Below are 23,433 nucleotides of genomic sequence, written 5' to 3'. Positions count from 1 at the left end.
CGTTTCCAAGGGGGAAGTTGAACATGGGACAGAATCTGGACCGCCGTTCGTACGACACCGGCGCCTCGGCCGACGTCCAGACCAGCCTGCACGGGGTCATCGCCCAGCTCGAACGCGTACTGACCGACCGCGACCGAGCCGTGAAGGCCGCGATGGCCGAATTCCAGGCCGACGGCGTCTCGGACGAGTACCACGGCAAGGAGGTCCGGTGGAACCGGGCCGCGACCGAGGTACGCGAGATCATCCGCCTGGTCCGCACGACGATGGAGCAGAACGACGGCACCGCCCAGTCGACGCTGGCCAAGGCGCGGGCGGCCGTGGACAACATCGGGTGAGGCGCTGCCGCGCGGCGTGTTGGCGGGCGATCCAGCGATCGGCGTCGGCAGCCGTGCGATGACGGGGACAGGCAGAACAAGGGGGGAAAGTCATGCCGGGATGGGATATATCTCCGACCGGGGTCGGGACGGTCGTCTCGAACGTGGGGGACGTCTTGACGGTCCTCGACGAAATCGTCCAGGCCTACTCCGCCGATGTGCAGGGGGCGGCCACATCGGCGGGAACCCTCGCTCCCGGCGGGGCCGGTGGAGAGCACAAGGGGCAGGCCGGGCTGGTGGCTGCGGCGCTCGCCGAGTTCATCGAGGGGACTGCGGAGGAAGTGCAGTTCATCGGGGTGCGCGTGGGCAGGTCGCTCAACGGCGCGGTTGTGGCCACCACCGCGTACCAGGACGGCGATCTGGAAATGGCCGCCGAGTTGCAGCGGCGGACCTCGGGCCTTGTGCGACCGGACATGCCGGGCGGTTGGAAGGCCGGCCGCCTGTGATCGAGCCGGCGGCCATTCCGCTGTTCACGGGGGACCTGGGACAGCTTGAGCAGCACATCGACGCACTGCGCGACGAGTCGGACGGTGTCCGTCAGGCGGGCGGGGAGGCGCATCGGCAGTTCCAGGGTCTCTCGGCCTTCTACGAGGCGCCGGAGGCCGAGGACCTGTTCGCCTCCACGGCACCGGCACGCGACGCCGCGGACAGCTTCGGGGACAAGCTCGCCACGGTGGCTGATGCCTTGCGCACCTACGCGGCGGAGGTGGCTCCCATCGCCAAGCGGCTGCAGCAGTTGCAGAGCCAGGCAGCCACTTTTGTCGCGGGGCTGAAGACGAGTACCGGGGAGATCGACGAGAAGTGGGCCAAGGACGCCGACAAGGTCGATGAGCACCGAGCGCTGCTGCACGACGTGAACGCCGCGCAGCACGCCTTCGCGGCGGCCGAGATTGCCTGCAACAACAAGATCACGGCTCTGGTCGGCGGCACGCAGTACGTGCTGAACACGGGCGCCAAACAGTTCGTGCCCCTCGGAGCGCACCTCTACGGCTACAGCACGGACGTCTTGGATCAGGCGGAGGAGCTTCCCTGGGGCACTCCCGTGACCCAGCACCACGACTGGTGGGACATAGACGACTTCGACTACTACCTCCAGCACACGGTGAAGAGCTTTGTGTGGGACGGGCTGATCGTCGACAACGTCTGGGGCACGGTCGACGGCATTCTCTCGATGTCCGGCATGAACGGTGAGCAAGCCTTCAAGGACACGTGGTCCGGCCTCGCCCGGGTGGTCGTCGGCGCGGAGACCTACCTCATGGAGGCCGGCGGTCAGGAGCCTGAGGGGATATGGGCTACCGAATTCGCTCAGGGCAGCAAGGTGTACGCCAAGGAGTTCGGCAAGTCCCTGGTTGCCTGGGACATGTGGTCCGAGAACCCTGCGCGGGCATCCGCCACGGTGGTCTTCAACGTTCTGACCCTGGGCGTCGGTCCGCTGAAGGTGGCCTCGGCCGGCAAGGCAGGTACGACGGCCAAGGTCGCGGCGACCGTTGCCAAGGTCGGCGACGCAATTGACCCGGTCAGCGCGGCGGCCAAGGTGACGGGAATCGCCATGCCTCGGATCGCAGCGGTGACGGAGAGACTGCGTGGCGCCGATTACCTCCCAGCGTCACGCACCGTTACCAGCGTCCTGGAGCACACTGACGCGACCGGTCGCACTGTCCTCGTCATCGAAGACGGCAGCATCGTGATCAGAAAGAACGGTGAAGTTGTCACAGGCGTGCCCGCGCGGGAACGCTCCGTCGAAACCCAGGCCACACCCGAGTGGACGCGAGAAAGGGAACTTGCCGGGGTCAGGCCATCAGAGGCGGCCGCGCACTTGGGAGACCATGTGGCGCGCGGGCCAGGTCGGGACGGGCCGTCGGGCTCCGGCGGCGGACAGGTCTCGGCCGGTCACGGCGGCGACGTCGAGCCACGATCACCGGGGCATCCCACGAGCGCCACCGCTGATGGCTCAAGCGGCCTGGCGGGAAGCGGCGCCAATGTCGCACCGCCGCCTGGGGGTGGAGGGAGGGGTGGCGCACCACGCGTGCTTCTCGATGGCATCGAACCGGAGAGATACAGCCAAGGGGCGGCGACTTCGGGTTCACCTTCCGGGCCAATGCTTCCTGATCAGGAACCGGGCGTACTCGAGGAACTTCAAAGAGCCAAAATACCTCCGGAGGATCAGGCTCGCGTCCTTAGGACCCTCAGAAAGGATCAGTTCGGGTCCGATATCGCAGACCTTGTATCGCGGGGACACCTCAGAGGGGTTAAGAACTATGACGAGATACTGCGAATGTGTAAGCAGGGGGCTAGTAAAGCAAGCAAGAGCATGCTCCCCGCGGCGCACATGGCTTTGAGTCACGCGACAGAGTTGCAGAGTCGAGGCTTCAATGACATGGCCTTCGAGCTCAAAGACGAAGTGACCGGCCTTGATCTCGACGTCACCACGCTTCGCGCGGACGGGACACCTCATTACGGTTACCAGCTCAAAGATGTCGACACCATCGCCGGCATCAAGAGTGCGAGCAAAAAAGCAGCTGATCAGCTCGTGGGGGGTGTCGCCGACGCAAAGATTGCTGTTCTGGATGTGCATCAGTCGATGGCGGACCTCAACGCTAAGATGCTGACCGTAGTCGAATTCCAGGCCAGGAGAGCAGGTGCCACGTTCCATTTGCGGTTCACGGACGGGTCTGTCACCGTTCCGCCCAACGGCCCTGTCTTCCCGTAAGGAACATCTATGTCGACTCTTATGCGTGCCCCACGCGAATGCGGTTCATGGTTTTGGGATCTCGAAGAAGTAGCTGCTCCGGGCTTGGAGTCCGCGCTGGCAACGGCGGCGACAATGGCCGAGGTTCTTCGAAAGCGCGAACTGCTGACTCCGCACAGCCTTGAGTATGGATGGTATGTGCTCGACGCCGGCGGTATCGGTGTGACGACCAGACTGTCTCTAACGGTGCCGCTCGGTGACGAGCTGCTTCCGGAGCGAGTTGTCAACACCCGTCCCTCGGGGTTTCCCAACGCTGAAGTCGATGACCTGCACGTGATCGGTGCGGGGAGCTGGATCGACGCGAACGGTATGGCCCGTCGCGAACCTCGACTTATCGAGCTTTCCGTCTCGCCTGCTCCGGTCGGCCTATCGGCTGAGGTGTTGGTTCACCATGACATCTGGGCATGGTTCGACTTCGCCGGCAGGCCGCATCCCCAGATCTACCAACACAACGCTCCCCGTCTTGCCGATGCCTTGGAGGAGCTCAATGCGGTGCTGGGGGTGCGGGCCGAACCCGGGGAGGCCACATATTTCGGGTCCGCGACGGACCTTGGAATCGCGACTGCCGACGCGCTTGACGACGGGACTGGCCCGAACGTTACTGACAAACTCTGAGCGAGGCTCAGGGGTGGCCGCGCATGGCTCACAACCGAACGCCCCAATGGACCGAGTAGGTATGCACCATGACCGCCCACGACTACGACAACCAGCTCCTCGAGTCCGTCTCCGTCCGCCGCCGGCGCATCCGAGACGCGCTTCTCTTCGGTGCCCAGCGGCAGCGGCGGTCCGTCGACGAGCGGCTGGGGAAGGTGGTCGCCGGGATCGTGATCGCGGCGGTGGTGTGTGCCGGGTGCGTGGGGTGGTCGTTCGTGGCGCACCGGGTCATCGGAGAGGACCCGTACCGGGCTTCGGAGCGGCCGATCTCGAGGGGCGCGACCGCTGTGCCGTCACCTTCGGTAACGGCTTCTATACGATGATAGGTTCGAACACGTGATGTCCACGGGGTCCCTGAGCCGTACCGCGGCCGCGAACCGCACCGCGCTCAGCAGAGTCACCCTGGTCGGTGAGCGGCGTCGGGTGGATCTCGTGTTGCCGTCGCGGGAGCCCGTCGGGGTGTTGTTGCCCGAGGTCATGCGGTTGCTGGACGACCGGGTGGGGGAGCGGCCGGAGTTGCGGCACCTCGTGCTGCCGGACGGGTCCGCCCTCGCGCACGACGGCACTCTGGAGTCGGCCGGCGTGCCGGACGGTGCCGTGCTGCGGCTGGTGCGGGCCGAGGACGCTCCCTCCGCGCCCGTCGTGCACGACGTCACCGACGAAGTCGCCGATGATCTCGACGTGCGGGCGTGGCGCTGGCGGCCTGCCGTGCGCCGTGCCGTCGCCGGGGGTGCGACGGTTCTTTTCGCCCTCGCCGCAGCCGTGTTCGCGCGCGGCGAGTTCTCCGCCGTCGGCGCGAGTGCGGGTGCGCTCGTCGCCGCGCTGCTGTGCGCGGCGGCCGGGGTGCTGTGCGGGCGGGCGCGGCGGCAGGCGCCGGCCGTGACGCTGCTGGTCACCGCGGCCGTTCTGGCCTGCCTCGGGGCGTGGGCCGGTGCCGACGCCAATGGGTGGGGCGGAGCCGCGCGGTTGGCGGGTGTCGGTGCCGCTGTGACCGTCGTGCTCCTGCTCGCCGGGTGGGTCACGCCGCTCGGGCGCGGTGCGCTGGTCGGGGGCGGTGCGCTCGCCGGGTGCCTCGTGCTGTGGGAAGCCGTGCTGGCGTTGCAGGACGACTCCGCGCGCGCCGGTGCGGTCGCGGCCGTGGTCTGCGTCGTCGTACTCGGTGTGCTGCCGCGGCTGGCACTGATGGCGTCCGGGCTCACGGCCCTGGACGACCGGCGGGCCGCCGGAACGTCCGTGAGCCGCTACGACGTCTCCACCGCGCTCGCCGCCACCCACCGCGGGCTGGTGCTCGCGACGGTCGTTCTCGCCGTGTCCGCCGGGGCGGGCGGCCTGCTGGTGCTGCGCACGGTCTCCGTGTGGACGGTACTGGTCGCCGTCGCCGTGACCGTCGCGCTCGCGTTGCGGGCCCGCACGTTCCCGCTCGCCGTCGAGGTCGTGGTGCTGTTCGCCGCCGCCGCGGTCGTCGCCGTACGGCTCGTCGTGCTGTGGAGCGAGTACGCGGGGGCGGCCGGGCCCCTCGCGGTGTTCGGCCTGCTGGCCCTGCTGCCGCTGCTGGTGCTCACCGTGGAGCCCGCCGAGCACGTCCGGGTGCGTCTGCGGCGGGTCGGTGACGTGCTGGAGTCCGTCGCGGTGATCGCCCTGCTGCCGCTGCTCCTGGGCGCGTTCGGCGTCTACGCGCGGCTTCTCGACACCTTCGCCTGAGGACTGGCGGGAAGCGGACGCGGGGTGGGGATCGGTATGACGACGGGTGACGGTGACTGGCAGCGGGATCTGGTGCGGGAGTTGACGGACGGCCCGCAGTCCGGGGGCGGTGCCTCACACTCGGCCGACCCCGGGGCGCGGTCCGAGCCTCGGTCCGAGGTCCGGCCCGAGGTGCGGTCCAAGGCTTCCGCCTCCCCGCAGACCCGCGACCCCCGGACACCCGCGCCCGCCGCCTCTTCCCCGGCCCCCGCCCCCGAGTCCCTCCCCACCATCGACCCCCGCCTCGCCATAGCCCTCGGCCGCCCCCGGCACGGTGACTCCACCGCGCGGCGGGCCGGGGCCGGCCTGCGGCGGCTCACCGCGTCCGCCGGGCGGGAAGTGGCCGAACAGACGCGGTACGCGGAGGAACTGCAGCAGCCCGTCACCACCGGCCGGGTCGTCGCCGTCACCTCGATCCGGGGCGGGGTCGGCAAGTCCACCGTCTCGGCGCTGCTCGGCCGCACCCTCAACCACTACCGGCAGGACCCGGTCCTGACGCTGGAGGCCGATGCCGCCCTCGGCACGCTGCCGGTGCGCATGGGCGCGGAGTCGGTGCGCTGGTCGGCCGGTGATCTCGCCCGCATCCTCACCCCGGCCATGCAGCTCACCGACGTCACCGGCTACCTGGTGCCCGTGGCCGACGGGGGCTGGCTGCTGCCCGCCGGGCAGGGCCGGGTCGGCGCTCCGCTCGACGTGGCCACCTACCGCACCGTCACCCTCGCCCTGCGCCGGTACTTCGCGGTCACCGTCGTGGACTGCGAGACGCTCCCGGGCGAGGTGGCGCGTACGGCGATGGACACCGCCCACGCCCGGGTGGTGGTCGCGCCGATGACCGCCGAAGGCGTCCACGGCACCCGGCAGGTGCTCGACTGGCTGGCGAGCCTCCCCCACTCGGCGCTCGCCTCGACCGTGGTCGCGCTCAGCGCCGCCACTCCCGACGCCACGCTCGACACCAAGGCGGCCGCCGCGCACCTGCGCGAACCCGGCGTGACCGTGGTCGCCCTGCCCTACGACCGGCACCTGGCCCAAGGAGGCCCCATCCACACCGCCAAACTGGCCCGCGACACCCGGGACGCGGCCGTCCGTCTGGCCGCCGAGGTGATGCGGCGGGCGGTGAGGGTGCGATGACCCGGCGACTCGTCCACCGTCCGGCGCGCTCCACCCGCCCCGCCGCCCCCGCCGGGCCGCGCACGATCGAGCCGCCGCCGAACCTGCCCGAGGGCAAGGTCGGCAACGCGGCCACCGCCCTGCTGCCGATGGCCGGTGTGATCAGCTCGGTCGTGCTGATGACCGTCATCCGCAACAGCCGGTTCGCCGTGGTCGGTGCCGTGGTGCTGGTCGCCGCGCTGTTCGGCGCGGTGGCGCTGTTCCTGTCGCAGCGCGGCAAGGCCCAGCGCACGCGGCGCGTGCAGCGCGAGCGGTATCTGGAGTACTTGGAGGAACTGCGGGAGGAACTGGGAGGCGAGGAACGGCAGCGGCGACGTGCGGCCCGCGGACTCAACCCGCCGCCCGAGGCGCTGTACGACCTCGTCCGGGACCCGGCACGGCTGTGGGAACGCCGCCGCGGCGACGCCGACTTCCTGCATCCGCGGCTGGGCAGCGGCGAAGTACCCGTCCAGGAACTGGCCATCGGGCAGAACCAGGCCGGTGGGGTGCTCACTCCGCCGGACCCGTTCATGCTCAACGAGGCCCGGGCGCTGCGCGGCCGCTTCGCCACCGCCGCCGACTTCCCGCTCACGGTGCCGCTGGACCGGGCGGGCAACGTCACCGTCATCGGTGAGCGCGACGACGTACTGCGCGTCGCCCGGGCGCTGCTCGTCCAGACCGCCGTCACGCACGCGCCCGACGACGTCTCGCTCGCCCTCGCCACCGGCGACGAGCACGAGTGGGCCTGGGCGAAGTGGCTGCCGCACGTCCTCGACCCGCAGACGTACGACGGTCCGGTCGCCGCCCGGCGGATCGCCCCGGATCTCGTCCGGCTCGCCCGGCTGTGCCTGCCCGATCTGCGGCAGCGTGCCGCCTACGCCGCCGAGGTGCGGCGCGGACTGTCGGGGCCGGACGCGTTGCGCCTCACCGGCCGGCTGCTCGTGATCAACGACTCCTACGGCGACACCGCCTCCGACCTTCCGCTGCCGGACTCGGCGGTCGGCCCGGCGGCCATGGGCGTCACCGTGCTGCACCTGCTGCGGGAGCAGGTGCACGAGCCCGACCAGGTGAGCGTGCGCATCACCGTCGAGGGTGACCGCGTCGTCGTCGACGATCTGCGCGGCACCACTCGAGACGCCGCCACCCAAGGCACCGTCGACGACGTCACCGTCCCCGGCGCCGAGGGCATCGCCCGCATGCTCGCCCCGCTGCGGCTGTCCGCGGAGTCCGCGGCCGACGGCACTCCCGTCTCCGGCCCGGTCGACTTCCCCGCACTGCTCGGAATCGAGGACCCGGCCGCCCTCGACCTGACCCGGCTCTGGGCGCCACGCGGCGAGCGGGACTTCCTGCGCGTGCCGATCGGGCTCACCGACCGGCACGAGCCGGTACTGCTCGACCTCAAGGAGTCCTCGCAGCTCGGTATGGGGCCGCACGGCCTGTGCGTCGGTGCCACCGGCTCGGGCAAGAGCGAACTGCTGCGCACCCTCGTCCTCGCGCTGGCCACCACCCACTCGCCCGACGACCTGGCCCTGGTGCTCGTCGACTACAAGGGCGGCGCCACCTTCGCGCCCTTCGCCCGGCTCCCGCACGTGGCCGGTGTGATCACCAACCTGGAGAACCGGGCCGGCCTCGTCGAACGCGTCCACTCCAGCCTCGCCGGTGAGGTCCAGCGCCGTCAGCAGGTGCTGAAGGACGCGGGGGACGTCGCCGACATCGGCCACTACGCGGCCCTGCGCGCCACGACCCGGCCGGAACTGGAGCCGCTCCCGCATCTCTTCGTCGTCATCGACGAGTTCGGTGAGCTGATCACCGCCAAGCCCGACTTCATCGACCTGTTCCTGTCCATCGGCCGCATCGGCCGCTCCATCGGCGTGCACCTGCTGCTGTCCAGCCAGCGCATCGAGGGCGGCAAGCTCAAGGGCCTGGACACCTACCTGTCGTACCGGCTGGGACTGCGCACGTTCTCCGCCGACGAGTCCCGCACCGTCCTCGACACCACCGACGCCTTCCACCTGCCGCCGCTGCCGGGCTTCGGCTACCTGAAGGTCGACACCTCAACCTACGAGCGGTTCAAGGCCGGGTACGTCTCCGGCGCCTACCGCGGTCCGACGCCGCGCGAGGAACGCGCCGACGAGCCGCTCGCCCGCCCCTACCCGGTCTACGGCGCACCGGAGGAGTCCGGGACGGAGCCGGTCGACGAACCGGTCGCGACCAGGCGGGAGACCGGGCCGACCGTCCTGTCCGTCATGGTCGATCAGCTCGCCGCGGCCGGGGCCCCGGTGCGTCGCATCTGGCTGCCACCGCTGCCCGAGGCGACGACCCTCGACGGCGCCGCGGGTCCGCTGCGCGCCGGGCCCGGGGGCCTGCGCCTCGCCGAGACGGCCGGGCCGTTGCGCGTGCCGCTCGGCACCGTCGACGACCCGGCCCGGCAGTATCAGCGGCCCTGGCTGCTGGACCTCACGGTCGTCGGCGGCCACGCGGCGGTCGTCGGCGGACCGCAGTCCGGCAAGACCACGCTGCTGCGCACCCTGGCCCTCTCCCTGGCGCTCACCCACACCCCGCAGGACGTCGCCGTGTACGGCCTCGACCTGGCCGGGGGCGGTCTGTCGGCCCTCGCCGGGCTCCCGCACGTCGGCGGCATCGCGGGACGTGCCGACCACGAGCGGGCCGCCCGCACGGTCGCCGAGGTGCGCGCGATGCTGGCCCGGCGGGAGGAAGTGTTCCGCGAGCACGGGATCGACTCCGTCGACCGGCTGCGGCAGCTGCGCGCCCAGGGGAGGCTCCCCGAGCTGGGCGCCACCGACGTGGTTCTCCTCGTCGACGGGTTCGGTGCCCTGCGGGACGAGTTCGCCGATCTCGAGGACGCGGTGACCGACCTGCTCAAGCGGGGCGGCGGCTACGGAGTGCACGTCGTCGCCGCCATGCTGCGCTGGAACGACGTCCGCATCGCCACCCAGTCGATGTTCGGCACGCGTGTCGAGCTGCGGCTCAACGACCCCGCCGACTCCTCCATCGACCGCAAGCTGTCCGAGACCCTGGCCCCGGACGTGCCGGGCCGCGTGCTGACCGACGGCAAGCTGTTCGCCCACACCGCGCTGCCCCGCATCGACGGCCGCGCCGTCACCGACGACCTGGGCCCCGCCCTCGAACGGACCGCGCGCACCCTCCGGGCCTCCTGGCACGGCGACGTCGCCCCGCCCGTCCGCGTCCTGCCCACCCGGCTGCCCGCCGCCCGGCTCCCGTCCCCGGCGGCCGAGCCGCACCGCATACCCCTCGGCGTCGACCAGGACGCCCTCGCCCCCGCGCTGCTCGACCTCTTCGGCCAGGACCAGCACCTGCTGATCCTCGGCGACAACGAGTGCGGCAAGACCAACCTGCTGAAGCTGATCGCCGGACGGCTCGTCGAGCTCCACTCCGACAAGGACCTCGTCTTCGGCGTCTACGACCCCCGGCGCGGACTGCGCGGCGCGATCCCCGAGCCCTACCGCGGCGGCTACGCCCACAACGCCAAGCTCGCCGCGGCCCTGTCCACCGGCATCGCCGCCGAACTGGACAAACGCCTGCCGGACACCGCGGACCCCGACGCCCTGCCCGGGGACGAACCGGCGTTCACCGGGCCGCGGATCGTGATCCTCGTCGACGACTACGACATCCTCACGACCGCCGGCCAGCAGCCCCTGGCGCCCTTCCTGCCCTACGTCTCGTCCGCCCAGGACATCGGCCTGCACTTCGTCGTGGCCCGCCGGGCCGCCGGATCGTCCCGGGCCCTTTACGAGCCCCTGCTGACCGCTCTGCGCGAGACAGGCACGACCACCCTCCTGATGACCGGCGACCGCACCGAGGGCCAGATCTTCCCCGGTCTGTACCTCACGCCGCAGCCGCCGGGCCGGGGCACCCTCGTCCGGCGCGGCCGTCCCCACCAGCTGATCCAGACCGCCCTCACAGGTGAGGAGACCCCGTGACCAAGGACGTCGTCGCCCTCACCCCCGCCATGCCCGACCTGCCGACCCTCCTGGCCGGCCTCTACGCAGGCGGCCCCGACCTGGGCGTAGACACCCTCGCCGACGGGGCGGTGGTCCAGCTCCGCGCACCCGACGGACGTCCCCTGGTCGCGGTGGAGGCGCCCATCCTGGTGCAGGTGCCCGGCGAGACGTCCCGGCTGCTGGGCGACACCGGGCGGGATGCGCCCGTGTGGTGGACGGAGGCACGGGCCTCCACGGCGGTCGCCGAGGCCGGGCGGCTCGCGGGGTCCTTCGCGGGGCGGCTGGCCACCGTGCTCGGCGGCACGGTCTGGCCGCCGGAGGCCGCGACCACCGAGGTGGTGCCGCTGTCCGGTGACGTCTCCGCCGTGCCGGTGCCCGCCACCGGCACTCCCGCCGTGGACGTGCTCACCCCGACCACCGCCGTGGTCATCCAGGACCGCCCGCTCGTCCCTCTGACCAGCTGGCTCTCCGACGCCTTGCGCACGGCGACCGAGAGCGAGCGTGCCTTGCAGATCGTCACCCCGCCCACCGCACGCCTCACCCTGCCCACCCGCACGGCGCTGCACGGCCTGCCCAACCGCTGGGTGGTCCAGGACCCCGAGCACGGTTACTACGACGGTCTGTCCGGCGCCGTACTCCACTGGAAGGGCGGCACCTTCACGCCCGTACGCGACGAGAACGGGAAGGCCTCGCCCGCGGCCCCCTTCACGACCGCCACCGTCACCGGTGAACGGCAGCTGCTCCTCACCCTGCGCACCCGCCACGACCCCGACGCCGATCTCGTACTGGGCCGGGCTCTGGAGACGGCGTTCCGGCACCTGACCGGAGGCCCGCCCGCCGGCTGGAGCACCGCCGAACCCGTCAACCTCCCCTGGTCTCCCCGTGAGCTGACCGACCTGGCGCGGGCCCGTGCGCCCCGGCCCACCTGGCTGGTCGTCGTCGGGACACCCGACCGCCCCGCGCTCGCCACGGTCCGAGTGCTGCGCACACCGGCGGGAGTGGAGGAGGACATCAGCGTGGCCTTCGGCTACGGCGAGGGAGAGGCTGTGCCGCTGGACGCGCTGTCCGGGCTGGCCGCGGAACTGGACGCCGGGCATGGCCTCGTCACGCTGCTCGCTTCCCTCCGTGCCGCGCGCCGCGACCTCACCGTGCCCGCCCGCCCCGAGGCCGCGCCACTGCCCGTCACGTTCACCCTCGGCCGCCTGGAGGCCGAACGCCTCGGTCACCCCGCGGAGGCGGCGGTACGGCACTACCCGCTGGGCGACGGAACGGACGCCGCGGCCTGGGGGCGGTTCCGGGACCTGGCCGGGCGGCTGCTGCCGCGGGGGGAGAGGTCACGGAGTCAAGCCGGTGGGGCGCCGTAGGCACCTTCGGGTGAAGGGAGTGACGGACGGCGGCCTGCTGGGTTGTGGTGTGGCTATGGTGGAGCCATGGCAGAGAACACGACCATTCAGGTGTCGCGCCAGGCCCGCGACCACCTCGCGCAGGTCGCCAAGGAGCGGGGCATGACCCTCGGCCAGCTGGTCGAGCAATTGGCCTCGGAGCAGCCGACGGCGGAGCAGATCGCGGAGCGGGTGGCGACCACGCGCAAGGTGCTGCGTGAACGGCTGGGCTGCACCCTCAGCGACGAGGAATTCGACAGCGGACCGAACGTGCTGGCCAACATCTACGCGATGGCGGCGGACAAGACCCGGGCCCGTGGGGAGCGCGCTGCGTGATCATCCTTGACGCGGACGCGGCTCTGGCGCTCGCCCGTGGCCACGAAGCGCTCCATCGCCTCGCCGACAACGTCGCGCACACGCCGGGTGACTGGCTGCACCTCCCGGCGCTGTGCCTCATGAAAGCCGAGGAGAGCGAGGCGAACGTCGGAGGCGCGCTCATGGCGCTTCCGGGCCTGCAGATCGATCCGCTCGGGCAGGTCGCGGCCATCACCGTCGGGGGAATGGTGCGTGACGGCTGGGGCGGTGCCGACACGTGCCATGCGCTCTACGTGGCCACGCCGCACCTGGACTCGGGGGGCATGTCGATCATCCTGACCGGGCGGGAGGATCTTTACCCGCCGGGCTTCCTCACGGTCGACATCGACTCCCCCGGCATGCTCGGCTACCACTGACCCCCGCCGTCCCCGCCCGTCTCCGGCGGCGGTACCGGCGCGCCCGGCAGCCGTATGGTCGCCGTCGTGCCGCCGCCCTCGCCCGGCGTCAGGCTGACGGTGCCGCCCGCCTGCTGCACCGTGCGGGCCACGATGGACAGGCCCAGGCCCGAGCCGGGCAGGGCGCGGGCGGACGGGGAGCGCCAGAAGCGGTCGAAGACGTGGGGGAGTTCGTCGGCGGGGATGCCTGGGCCGTGGTCGCGGACGGTGAGGACGCCGTCGGTGAGGCGTACGTCGACCGTGCCGCCCTTGGGGCTGAACTTCACCGCGTTGTCCAGGATGTTGACGACCGCGCGTTCCAGGGCGGCCGGTTCCGCGCGCACGTACCAGGGGTGGACGTCCGCCGTGATGGTCAGCTCCGGGCCGCGCAGGCGGGCGCGGCGCAGGGCGGACTCGACGACGTCGTGCCAGGCGAGGATGCGGGTGCGGCCCTCGTGCTGGCCGGTGTCGGGGCGGGAGAGTTCCTGGAGGTCGCCGATCAGCGCGGCCAGCTCCGTCATCTGGGCCTTCACCGAGGCGAGCAGGGCCTTGCGGTCCGCCTCCGGGATCGGGCGGCCGGTCTCCTCGCTGCGGGTCAGGAGTTCGATGTTGGTGCGGAGGGAGGTGAGCGGGGTGCGCAGTTCGTGGCCGGCGTCGGCGATCAGTTGTTGTTGCAGGTCGCGGGAGCTGGCCAGGGAGGAGGTCATGCTGTTGAAGGAACGGGAGAGGCGGGCGATCTCGTCCTCGCTGTCCTCCTCGACCGGGATGCGGACGGTCAGGTCCTCGGTGCGGGCCACGTGCTCCACGGCCTGCGTCAGTTCGTCGACCGGGCGCAGGGCGGTCCGGGCCACCCAGAGGCCGGCGGCGCCCGCGCCGACGACCCCGGCGCCGGCGACGAAGACGAGGACCAGCGCGAGGTTGCTGAGGGAGCTGTTCACCTCGCTCAGCGGGCGGGCGGCGGAGACGGCGACCCCCAGTTCGGGCAGCACGTTGTAGGTGTAGACGCGGTACTGCTTGCCGTCCGGGCCCGTGGCGTCGTGCAGGGCGTCCTTGGCCCCGCCCTCGGCCACGGCACGGTCGGCGTCGGCGAGCGGGACCTTCTCCATGCCGATGATCAGGCAGCTCCCGCCCGTACCGTCCACGAGCTGTACGGACGAGCCGAAGGGGTTCTGTTCGTGGGTGACGGGGTCGTGGGCGCACTCGCCGGTGCGCACATTGACGTACTGGATGACCTGCTGCCTGCTCATGCGGTTCGCCTTCAGCGCCTCGTCCAGCGAGCTGACCAGCACGCTCTTCACCACGAACCAGCACGCCACCGCCGCCGCCGCGACCGCCAGCGCCACCGCCGACGCCACCAGCAGCGACAGCCGGGCCCGGATGGGCAGGGCGCGGACACGGCGGGCGAGGCTCGTCACTCCGCGCCGCCCTGCCGCAGGACGTAGCCGACGCCGCGCACGGTGTGGACGAGACGCGGCTCGCCGGCCGCCTCGGTCTTGCGGCGCAGGTACATGACGTACACGTCGAGGGAGTTGGAGGACGGCTCGAAGTCGAAGCCCCAGACGGCCTTGAGGATCTGCTCGCGGGTGAGGACCTGGCGCGGGTGGGCCATGAACATCTCCAGGAGCGTGAACTCCGTGCGGGTCAGTTCGACCGGGCGTCCGGCGCGCACGACCTCCCGCGTCGACAGGTCCATGGTCAGGTCGGCGAAGGTGAGGGTGTCCTCGTCCTCGGCGGTGGCCTCCACCGCCGCCGCGTACGAGCTGCGGCGCAGCAGCGCGCGGATGCGGGCGAAGAGTTCGTCGAGCTCGAAGGGCTTGACCAGGTAGTCGTCGGCGCCGGCGTCCAGGCCGGTCACCCGGTCGCCGACCGTGTCGCGGGCCGTGAGCATGAGGATGGGCGTCGTGTCGCCCGCGCCGCGGATGCGCCGGGCGGCGGTCAGGCCGTCCATGCGGGGCATCTGGATGTCGAGGACGACCAGGTCGGGGCGGTACGCCGAGGCCTTCTCCAGCGCGTCGGCGCCGTCGACGGCGACCTCGGTGTCGTAGCCCTCGAAGGCGAGGCTGCGCTGGAGGGCTTCGCGGACCGCCGGTTCGTCGTCGACGATCAGGATGCGCTGGATCTCGCGGTCGCGGTCACGGTCGCCGTCTGCGGGGCTCATGGCTCGGGTTCCTCGGATGCGGTGTCGGGGGCGGCTGCGGGCCTCTTCAGCCTCGCATGTTCGCGGCGGCCTCGGGCAGCCGCGCGGGACGCCCGCTCAGCCGTCCGCGCCCGCGCGCAGCTTGGCCAGGTCGGCCTTGACGGTGTTGATCGGGATGGCGAAGCCGAGGCCGACGCTGCCCGCGCTCGCGGAGGACTCGGCAGACGAGTACATCGCGGAGTTGATGCCGATGATGTTGCCGTTCATGTCGATCAGCGCGCCGCCGGAGTTGCCCGGGTTCAGGGACGCGTCGGTCTGGATCGCCTGGTACGTCGTCGTGGACGAGCCGGTGTCGCCGTTGAACTCTTGGCCGCCGAACTCGAACGGCCAGCCGCCGCCCTGCCGCTGCTGCTGTTGCTGCTGGCCCTCGTCGGTGGAGACGGTCACGTCGCGGTCCAGGGCCGAGACGATGCCGCTGGTCACCGTGCCGGTCAGGCCCTCGGGGGAGCCGATCGCCACGACCTGCTGGCCGACCTTCAGGGCGTCGGAGTCGCCGAGGGTCGCGGCCTTGAGGCCGGAGGCGTTCTCCAGCTTGATCAGCGCGAGGTCCTTGCTGCTGTCGGTGCCGACGACCTCGGCCGCGTACTGCTTGCCGTCGTTGGTCGTCACCTTGACGGACGAGGCGCCGGAGACGACGTGGTTGTTGGTGATGATCTCGCCGTCACCGGTGATGATCACGCCGGAGCCGGTGGAGGAACCGGCGGGCGAGGTGGCGCTGATCTCGACGATGCTCGGGCTGACCGCCGCGGCGACGCCGGAGACCGTGCCCTTCTGGCTGGAGGGCACCACGTTGGTGCTGCTGGAGCTGGAGGCGACGGTGTCGCCGCCGGTCAGTTCCTGGATGCCGAAGGCGGTGCCGCCGCCGACGGCCGCCGCGACGATCGCCACGGCGGTGAGGAGGGCGACCGGGCCGCGCCGGGCCCTGCGCTTCTCGCGCGGCTGCTCGGGCTGCCCGTCCTGGAAGGAGGCGAAGGGGGCGGCGGGCGGCTGGGCCGGCGGGGGCGGCCACTCGGGGTCGACGGGAGAGGAGGCGTGCTCGTGGGTTCCCTGGTACGGGTTCTGGTACGGGTTCTCCTGCGCGTGCTCGTACTCGCCGTTCCGGCGGAGGCTCTCGGTCATGTTCATGAGCGTCCCGCCCGCGTATGAGAGCGGCCTGAGTGCTGCCTGAGAAGCCCGGCAGAACCTCGTATGCCCGATATAAAGAGCACGGGGACGGGTGCGGTCGGGAGAGCTACCCGCAGCCGCAGGACTGGCGGACCACCAGCCGCGACGGGAAGACCTTCAGCCGCTCGCGCCGTGAGCCCGCCACCCGCAGGCCGTCGTCCAGGACCAGGTCCACGGCCTCCCGCGCCATCGCCGAGCGGTCGGAGGCGACCGTCGTCAGCGGCGGATCGGCGAGGTCGGCTTCCTTGATGTCGTCGAAGCCGGCCACCGCCAGCTCGCCGGGCACGTCGATGCGCAGCTCGCGGGCCGCGCGCAGCAGGCCGATGGCCTGGTCGTCGGTGGAGCAGAAGATCGCGGGCGGGCGCTGCGGGCCGGCGAGCAGGTCGAGGGCCACGCGGTAGGCGTCGTAACGGTTGTACGGGGCCTCGAAGAGCCGGCCCTCGGTGGAGAGACCGGCCTCCTTCATCGCCCGCTTCCAGCCCTCGACGTGGTCGGAGACCGGGTCGCCGACGGACGGGGTCTCGGCGGTGCCGCCCATGCAGGCGACGTACTCGTACCCGTGCTCCAGCAGGTGGCGCACGGCGAGCTGGGCGCCGCCGAGGTCGTCGGTGACGACGGCGACGTCGTCGATGGCCTCGGGGCGCTCGTGCAGCAGGACGACCCGGGCGTCCCAGGCCTCGATCTCGGCCGCGGCCAGGTCGTTCAGGGCGTGGCTGACCAGGATCAGGCCGGAGACGCGCATGCCCAGGAAGGCGCGCAGGTAGTGGACCTCGCGCTCGCCGACGTAGTCGGAGTTGCCGACGAGGACCATTTTCCCGCGCTCGGAGGCGGCCCACTCGACCGCGTGCGCCATCTCCGCGAAGAACGGCTGGCGCGCGTCCGGCACGATCAGCCCTATGAGGTCCGTGCGCCGCGACGCCATCGCCTGGGCGACCCGGTCCGGGCGGTACCCCAGTTCCTTGATCGCGGCGAGGACACGCTCGCGCGTGGCCGGGGCGACCGGCCGGGGTCCGTTGTTGATGACGTAGCTGACGACGGCGGTGGAAGTCCCCGCCAGTCGCGCCACATCATCCCGAGTCACCTTGGCCACGCGCGGAGTCTACGCGGATGGAACCGCCCTGGGCAGGGCGTATCACACCTTGGTTGACGTCGCCCGCGCCGAGGGGTCCGGCTGCGACCGGGTCCTGGCTTCCTCCACTGGACGCTCGGCCTTCTCCGGCTTCTCCGGCGTGACGAAGCGGTAGCCCACGTTGCGTACGGTGCCGATCAGCGACTCGTGCTCGGGGCCGAGCTTGGCGCGCAGCCGCCGTACGTGCACGTCGACCGTGCGGGTGCCGCCGAAGTAGTCGTAGCCCCAGACCTCCTGGAGCAGCTGGGCGCGGGTGAAGACCCGGCCCGGATGCTGGGCGAGGTACTTCAGCAGCTCGAACTCCTTGAAGGTCAGATCCAGGACCCGGCCCTTGAGCTTGGCGGAGTACGTCGCCTCGTCCACCGACAGGTCGCCGTTGCGGATCTCCATGGGGGAGTCGTCGCCGACGATCTGCCGGCGGCCCATGGCGAGGCGCAGTCGGGCCTCGACCTCCGCCGGGCCCGCGGTGTCCAGCAGTACGTCGTCGATGCCCCAGTCGGCGGTGACGGCGGCGAGGCCGCCCTCGGTGACGACCAGGACCAGCGGGCAGCTGAGCCCCGTGGAGCGCAGCAGCTGGCACAGGCTGCGGACCTGGGGGAGGTCGCGGCGCCCGTCGACGAGGATCACGTCGGCGCCGGGGGTGTCGACGAGGGCGGGGCCCTCCGCGGGCGCGACGCGGACGTTGTGCAGCAGCAGGCCGAGGGCGGGAAGCACCTCCGTCGACGGCTGGAGGGCGTTGGTCAGGAGCAGCAGAGAACTCATCGCGCCCCACCTGCCTGGGTCGTCCTGCGGTCTTGCTGGTCGTGCCCGGTTCGCTCGCCCATAACGTCTGGTTCCTCCTGGGTCCCTGCGAGGACGTTTGCGGCACTGCTTCGTACGGTCGTGCAGGTGGCGGGTCCCGTGCCCGTGGGGCCCGCCGCGCGCTCGGGAGGTGAACGCCCGGCGGCCGTTCGGCGACCGCCCGGCATCGCTCCCGAAAGCACAAAAGGACCCGGGGGCTACGTTGCCCGAGTCCTCTGCCCAGCAGAATAGCCGACATGAGCAACCGACCGGCAGGTCATGTGGCGCGTTCCACCATTCGTCCGAATGCCGAGACGCCCGGCGAGACACCCCCGGAGCAGCCCCGGCGGACGCCGCGCCGCACACCCGCGCGCACCTTCCTCCACACGCCCGACGGGGTCCGGATCGACGCCGTGTACGAGCCCGGCGCGACCGCCCACGGCACCTCCGACCTGGTGTTCGTCGTCGCCCACGGGTTCACCGGCGACGCGGACCGCCCGCACGTGCGCCGTATCGCGGAGGCGTTCGGGCGCCACGGTGCCGTCGTCACGTTCTCCTTCCGCGGGCACGGCGCGTCCGGCGGCCGTTCCACCGTCGGCGACCGCGAGGTGCTGGACCTGGCGGCCGCGGTCACCTGGGCGCGCGGCTTCGGGCACGCCCGCGTGGTGACCGTCGGCTTCTCCATGGGCGGCTCCGTCGTCCTGCGGCACGCCGCGCTGTACGCCGGTGACCGCGAGGCCGGCACGGACGCCGTGGTGTCGGTGAGCGCGCCGGCCCGCTGGTACTACCGGGGCACGGCACCCATGCGCCGGCTGCACTGGCTGGTGATGCGTCCCGCCGGGCGCCTGGTGGGCCGCTACGGCATGCGCACCCGTATCCATCACCGGGACTGGGACCCGGTGCCGCTGTCGCCGGTGGAGGCGGCGGGGCGGATCGCGCCGAGGCCGCTGCTCGTCGTGCACGGCGACCGGGACGGCTACTTCCCCCTGGACCACCCCCGGATGCTGGCCGAGGCGGCCGGTGACCACGGGGAACTCTGGGTGGAGCCCGGCATGGGCCACGCCGAGCACGCGTCCGGCGAGGGGCTGCTGCACCGCATCGGCGACTGGGCGGTGGCGCGGGCGGGCTAGCCTGACATGGTTCACCGCCGAACGGCACCCGACGCCGATCGGCACCGGCGACGAAGGATCCAGATGGCAAAGGTCACGGTGCGCTACTGGGCCGCCGCGAAGGCCGCGGCGGGGGTGGCCGAGGAGGCGTACGACGCGGCCACGCTCGCCGAGGCGCTCGGCGCGGTGCGCGAGCGGCACCCCGGCGAACTCACGCGCGTGCTGCTGCGCTGCTCGTTCCTCGTCGACGGCGACCCCGTGGGCACGCGCGAGCACGAGACGGTACGGCTGGCCGAGGGCGGCACGGTCGAGGTGCTCCCGCCGTTCGCGGGAGGGTGAGCATGACCGACCAGCCGCATCAGCAGTACGGGCAGAATCAGCCGTACGAGGGATACGACGGATACGACGCCCAGGCGTGGCCGTCCGGGCAGCAGGCGTATCAGGACCCGCAGGGCCACCAGGGCCACCAGGGTCACCAGTACGGGTACGGGTACGAGGGCACGGACGCCGCCCAGTACACCCAGCAGTGGCAGGGGCAGACCTGGGAGACCCACGTGCAGCCGCCGGTCTCCGCGGAGGAGACGGCGTATCTCCCGCCGCAGCAGCCGCAGGCACCGCACGCGCCGCAGGGCTACGTACAGCCGCAGCCGCAGCAGTCGTACCAGGCGCACCCACAGACGTACGGGTACTACTCCGAGCCCCAGCCCCAGCCCCAGCCGCAGCCCCAGCCGGCCACTCCCGCCCCCGCCGCACCCCCCGCCTCCGCCGACGAGCCCGGCTACGGCCCCGCGACCGTCGCCGGGAACACGCGGATAACGGATGCCCAGCGTGCCCGTGCCGAGGGGCGCTCGCCGATCATCGACCCCGGCATGCAGCCGGCGGGGCTCACCGCACTGCTGGGCCTGCTGCTGGCCGGCGGGGCGGCGATCGGCACGTACGCGCTGCTCGTCCCGCTCGTCGTCCTCCAGGCCGTCACCGCGGCCGGCTGGTTCCGGCTGAACGGCATGTGGCCCGCCCGGCAGGGCATCGCCCTGGGCTTCGCCGCCGCGCTCGCCGCCGACGCGGCGATGCTGGTGTCCGACCGCTCCCCGGCGGCGATCATCGGCACCCTCGGGGTGTGGGTGCTGCTCTCCCTCGTGCTGCAACTGCGTTCGCACGCCGACCCGGACGAGCGGATGTACGGCCTGATGGCGACCGTCGTCGCGGCGGCCCTGGCCGTGGTCGCGGGCGGGTACCTCGCCGCCGACGCGGACGCCGTGACGGTCGGCGCGATCGCGGTGGCCGTCGCCGCCGTGGCGCGGGCCCTGCCGCTGCCGACCGCCGCGTCCCTGGTCGTGGCGCTGCTCGCGGCGGCCGGGGCGGGGATCGCGGTCGGCGCGGTGACGGACTTCGGGTCGTCGGGGGCGCTGCTCGGCGCGGGCGCCGCGGTGTGCGCGCTGATCGGCCACCGGGTGGCGGCGTACGACTACCCGTCCCGCTTCGTCCACTTCACGGCGGGCGTGGCCCTGCCGCTGGCGGCCGCCGCGCCGGCCGTCTACCTGCTGGGCCGGGCGCTCGGCTGAAACCGGCCGCCTGTCACAGGTGATCGACAAAATGCCGGTGGCCCTTGTCCGCCGCGTTACTCTCGCGCTGGACGGCCGCCGGTCGTCGGAGACCGCCGTCATTGACCGCCCGAGGTGGGGGAACACCGCATGCGTGCACTGCGAATACTGTTGATCGTCGTCGTGATATTGGGCGGTCTCTTCGTGATCGCGGACCGGGTCGCGGTCAACTTCGCCGAGGGAGAGGCGGCGGACCAGCTGCAGAGCACCGAGAACCTGGCCTCGACGCCCGACGTCTCCATCAACGGCTTCCCCTTCCTCACCCAGGTCGTCGGCGGCGAGCTGGACGACGTCGAGATCGGCATCGACGGCTACGAGGCGTCCACCGGCGACGGCGCCGAGAAGATCCGCATCGACCACCTGCGGGCGAACATGAAGGGCGTCGGTTTCTCCAGCGACTTCAGCTCCGCCACGGCGGCCACCGCCACCGGCACCGCGACCATCGCCTATGACGAGCTGATGAAGGCCGCCAAGTCCGAGCCCACGACCGTCGCGCCGGGCGTCACCGCGAAGGTCGTCGGCCTCTCCGACGGCGGCAACGGCAAGATCAAGGTCTCCCTCCAGGCCACGGCGTTCGGCGTCGAACTGCCCGAGCCGGTCGACGTCCTCAGCACGGTCACGGTCAAGGACAACAACGTCGAGGTCGTCGCCGACGGCCTGCCGGAGATCGGCGGCAAGGAGCTGGCCGAGTCCCGCATCCGGGCCATCACCGACTTCCAGCAGACCATCGACGAGCTGCCCGGCGGCGTGCAGCTGGACAAGGTCGAGGCGGCGAAGGACGGCGTCGAGATCACGGTGAAGGGCTCGGACGTCAGGCTGGCCGGCTAGGGCCTGTCTGACAATTCCCGTCTGCCGCGCGACGCCATGCACGCACTCTCGCCGCACCGGCCCCAGACCCGAGTACGGCCAGTACGCGGGTCTGGGGCCGGCACGCCGAGAGCACGCACCTGACGCCGCGCGGCCGCCCTTCGGGCGACGACGGGAATTGTCAGACAGGCCCTAGGGCGGCGACGACCGGGCGTCCGACTGGCGAGACGTGGCAGTCCGCAGCGTAGATGGGTGACGGGCGCCCCCGGTCCGGGAAGCCGTGCGCGGGCGCCCCGATAGTGTCTGCATCCCACATGCCGGGCAATCGTGTCTCATAATCCGACACGCCGGTGACACACCCCGCTGTCCGTCCCTACGATCGGGCCTTATGCAGCACCAGACGAGCGTCCTCCGGCCGCGGGGACAGGCGGATCTCACGAAGCGGCGGGCAGTCGACCTGTGCCGTGTCGCCGCCATGCTCTGTCGCACCGTCTGAGCGGACGGCGACGCCGCCGTCCGTGTCCCCTCACCTCGCCCTGCCCTGGGCACCCGCGCGCCGCCCACCGGCCCGAGCGCGCACACCCTCTCACCGCACGCCCCGCCGCAACTGCCCCGGAGGAGAAATCATGAGCCGCAGCGACGTCCTGGTCGACGCCGACTGGCTGCAGGACCACCTGGACGACCCGACCATCGCGATCGTCGAGGTGGACGAGGACACGTCCGCGTACGACAAGAACCACATCAAGAACGCGATCCGGATCGACTGGACCCAGGACCTCCAGGACCCGGTCCGCCGCGACTTCGTCGACCAGGAGGGCTTCGAGAAGCTCCTGTCGAAGAAGGGCATCTCCAACGACCACACCGTGGTCCTCTACGGCGGCAACAACAACTGGTTCGCGTCCTACGCCTACTGGTACTTCAAGCTGTACGGCCACGACAACGTCAAGCTCCTCGACGGCGGCCGCAAGAAGTGGGAGCTGGACGCCCGCGAGCTGGTCGACGGCACCGACGTGCCCGAGCGCCCGGCCACCGACTACAAGGCCAAGCCGCAGGACACCTCGATCCGCGCCTTCCGCGACGACGTCGTCAAGGCGATCGGCGCGCAGAACCTGGTCGACGTCCGCTCGCCCGACGAGTTCTCCGGCAAGCTGCTCGCCCCGGCCCACCTCCCGCAGGAGCAGTCGCAGCGTCCGGGCCACGTCCCGTCCGCCCGCAACATCCCGTGGTCGAAGAACGCCAACGACGACGGCACCTTCAAGTCGGACGACGAGCTGAAGTCGCTCTACGAGGCCGAGCAGGTCGACCTGGCGAAGGACACCATCGCCTACTGCCGCATCGGCGAGCGCTCGGCCCTGACCTGGTTCGTGCTGCACGAGCTGCTGGGCGTGGAGAACGTGAAGAACTACGACGGCTCCTGGACCGAGTACGGCTCCCTGGTCGGCGTGCCGATCGAGCTCGGCGCCAACAAGTAAGCCCGCCCCCTCTCAACCCCTCAGGAGTACGACATGTGCGGAGCGAAGGCCGGCGGCCCCGACGCCTCGACGATCAAGCCCGGTGAGACCACGATCCAGGGTCAGGTGACCCGTGACGGCGAGCCGGTGACGGGCTACGTCCGTCTGCTGGACGCCACCGGCGAGTTCACGGCGGAGGTCCCGACCTCCGCGACGGGCCAGTTCCGCTTCTACGCGGCCGAGGGCACCTGGACCGTCCGCGCGCTCGTGCCGGGCGGCAGCAGCGCCGACCGCACGGTCGTCGCCCAGCAGGGCGGGCTCGCGGAGGTCGCGATCGCCGTCTGACGGCGACGGTGACGGCGAGGGGCCGCACCCCACGGGTTGGACGCCCGGGGTGCGGCCCCTCGGCATGTCCGGG

Annotated in this window: 22 protein-coding genes; 17 read left to right on the top strand and 5 right to left on the bottom strand. The window is 71.8% G+C overall.

The window, feature by feature from the left end; genetic code table 11:
- Positions 1-23 precede the first annotated feature (23 nt).
- The 11 genes from AMK11_RS22255 (at position 24) to AMK11_RS22205 (ending at position 12,759) form a co-directional block, all read left to right on the top strand.
- Positions 24-335: a pore-forming ESAT-6 family protein gene (locus tag AMK11_RS22255; RefSeq protein WP_073729752.1), complete on the top strand. Its 312-nt coding sequence runs from the start codon at positions 24-26 to the stop codon at positions 333-335.
- Positions 336-427: 92 nt separating this feature from the next.
- Complete coding sequence (locus AMK11_RS22250) at positions 428-820, top strand: DUF6507 family protein (RefSeq protein ID WP_073729751.1); 393 nt, start codon at positions 428-430, stop codon at positions 818-820.
- Complete coding sequence (locus tag AMK11_RS22245) at positions 817-3,084, top strand: hypothetical protein (RefSeq protein ID WP_073729750.1); 2,268 nt, start codon at positions 817-819, stop codon at positions 3,082-3,084. Before AMK11_RS22250 ends, AMK11_RS22245 begins: the two co-directional genes overlap by 4 nt.
- A gap of 9 nt (positions 3,085-3,093) precedes the next feature.
- Complete coding sequence (locus AMK11_RS22240; RefSeq protein WP_198941430.1) at positions 3,094-3,738, top strand: hypothetical protein; 645 nt, start codon at positions 3,094-3,096, stop codon at positions 3,736-3,738.
- Positions 3,739-3,806: 68 nt separating this feature from the next.
- Positions 3,807-4,100, top strand: a complete 294-nt coding sequence (locus AMK11_RS22235; protein WP_073729749.1) for a hypothetical protein — start codon at positions 3,807-3,809, stop codon at positions 4,098-4,100.
- A gap of 16 nt (positions 4,101-4,116) precedes the next feature.
- The gene (eccD, locus tag AMK11_RS22230) at positions 4,117-5,478 is read left to right on the top strand and encodes a type VII secretion integral membrane protein EccD (protein ID WP_073729748.1); all 1,362 of its coding nucleotides are present in this window, start codon (positions 4,117-4,119) and stop codon (positions 5,476-5,478) included.
- 36 nt (positions 5,479-5,514) lie between these two features.
- Complete coding sequence (locus AMK11_RS22225) at positions 5,515-6,645, top strand: hypothetical protein (protein ID WP_079187604.1); 1,131 nt, start codon at positions 5,515-5,517, stop codon at positions 6,643-6,645.
- On the top strand, positions 6,642-10,625 hold the full coding sequence (gene eccCb, locus AMK11_RS22220; RefSeq protein ID WP_073729747.1) for a type VII secretion protein EccCb: 3,984 nt from the start codon (positions 6,642-6,644) through the stop codon (positions 10,623-10,625). Before AMK11_RS22225 ends, eccCb begins: the two co-directional genes overlap by 4 nt.
- Complete coding sequence (locus tag AMK11_RS22215) at positions 10,622-12,010, top strand: DUF6177 family protein (protein WP_073729746.1); 1,389 nt, start codon at positions 10,622-10,624, stop codon at positions 12,008-12,010. Before eccCb ends, AMK11_RS22215 begins: the two co-directional genes overlap by 4 nt.
- A gap of 66 nt (positions 12,011-12,076) precedes the next feature.
- Positions 12,077-12,364 (top strand): hypothetical protein, encoded by a 288-nt coding sequence (locus AMK11_RS22210; RefSeq protein WP_073729745.1) that lies wholly within the window; start codon positions 12,077-12,079, stop codon positions 12,362-12,364.
- Positions 12,361-12,759 carry a hypothetical protein gene (locus tag AMK11_RS22205; RefSeq protein WP_073729744.1) on the top strand — a complete coding sequence of 133 codons (399 nt, stop codon included), beginning with the start codon at positions 12,361-12,363 and terminating at the stop codon, positions 12,757-12,759. The genes AMK11_RS22210 and AMK11_RS22205 overlap by 4 nt, the downstream gene beginning before the upstream one ends.
- Here the strand turns inward: AMK11_RS22205 and AMK11_RS22200 are convergent.
- The 5 genes from AMK11_RS22200 to AMK11_RS22180 all read right to left on the bottom strand — a co-directional run bounded on the left by AMK11_RS22200 (position 12,750) and on the right by AMK11_RS22180 (position 18,029).
- The gene (locus AMK11_RS22200; protein ID WP_073729743.1) at positions 12,750-14,192 is read right to left on the bottom strand and encodes a sensor histidine kinase; all 1,443 of its coding nucleotides are present in this window, start codon (positions 14,190-14,192) and stop codon (positions 12,750-12,752) included. The two genes, AMK11_RS22205 and AMK11_RS22200, sit on opposite strands and share 10 nt — an antisense overlap.
- Positions 14,189-14,935: a response regulator transcription factor gene (locus tag AMK11_RS22195; RefSeq protein WP_073729742.1), complete on the bottom strand. Its 747-nt coding sequence runs from the start codon at positions 14,933-14,935 to the stop codon at positions 14,189-14,191. The genes AMK11_RS22200 and AMK11_RS22195 overlap by 4 nt, the downstream gene beginning before the upstream one ends.
- 96 nt (positions 14,936-15,031) lie before the next feature.
- The gene (locus AMK11_RS22190; protein WP_073729741.1) at positions 15,032-16,099 is read right to left on the bottom strand and encodes a S1C family serine protease; all 1,068 of its coding nucleotides are present in this window, start codon (positions 16,097-16,099) and stop codon (positions 15,032-15,034) included.
- A 106-nt stretch (positions 16,100-16,205) separates the two neighbouring features.
- Positions 16,206-17,228 carry a LacI family DNA-binding transcriptional regulator gene (locus tag AMK11_RS22185; RefSeq protein ID WP_079187603.1) on the bottom strand — a complete coding sequence of 341 codons (1,023 nt, stop codon included), beginning with the start codon at positions 17,226-17,228 and terminating at the stop codon, positions 16,206-16,208.
- Between the two features lie 42 nt (positions 17,229-17,270).
- Positions 17,271-18,029 (bottom strand): response regulator transcription factor, encoded by a 759-nt coding sequence (locus AMK11_RS22180; protein WP_073729739.1) that lies wholly within the window; start codon positions 18,027-18,029, stop codon positions 17,271-17,273.
- A 275-nt stretch (positions 18,030-18,304) separates the two neighbouring features.
- Between AMK11_RS22180 and AMK11_RS22175 the strand changes: the two genes are divergently transcribed.
- The 6 genes from AMK11_RS22175 (at position 18,305) to AMK11_RS22145 (ending at position 23,360) form a co-directional block, all read left to right on the top strand.
- Entirely contained in the window at positions 18,305-19,177 is an 873-nt protein-coding gene (locus AMK11_RS22175) for an alpha/beta hydrolase (RefSeq protein WP_198941429.1), read from the top strand.
- A gap of 63 nt (positions 19,178-19,240) precedes the next feature.
- Positions 19,241-19,495 (top strand): MoaD/ThiS family protein, encoded by a 255-nt coding sequence (locus AMK11_RS22170; protein ID WP_073729737.1) that lies wholly within the window; start codon positions 19,241-19,243, stop codon positions 19,493-19,495.
- 2 nt (positions 19,496-19,497) lie between these two features.
- A complete protein-coding gene (locus tag AMK11_RS22165) occupies positions 19,498-20,718 on the top strand; it encodes a hypothetical protein (RefSeq protein ID WP_073729736.1) in 1,221 nt (406 codons plus the stop codon).
- A 129-nt stretch (positions 20,719-20,847) separates the two neighbouring features.
- The gene (locus AMK11_RS22160; RefSeq protein WP_073729735.1) at positions 20,848-21,585 is read left to right on the top strand and encodes an LmeA family phospholipid-binding protein; all 738 of its coding nucleotides are present in this window, start codon (positions 20,848-20,850) and stop codon (positions 21,583-21,585) included.
- Positions 21,586-22,190: 605 nt separating this feature from the next.
- A complete protein-coding gene (locus AMK11_RS22150; RefSeq protein ID WP_073729734.1) occupies positions 22,191-23,036 on the top strand; it encodes a sulfurtransferase in 846 nt (281 codons plus the stop codon).
- Positions 23,037-23,069: 33 nt separating this feature from the next.
- Entirely contained in the window at positions 23,070-23,360 is a 291-nt protein-coding gene (locus tag AMK11_RS22145; protein ID WP_073729733.1) for a DUF1416 domain-containing protein, read from the top strand.
- Positions 23,361-23,433 lie beyond the last annotated feature (73 nt).

This window comes from Streptomyces sp. CB02414, from assembly GCF_001905385.1.
Lineage (GTDB): Bacteria > Actinomycetota > Actinomycetes > Streptomycetales > Streptomycetaceae > Streptomyces.
The sequence above is the reverse complement of the archived record's forward strand: the minus strand, read 5'-3'. Positions and strand labels throughout refer to the sequence as shown.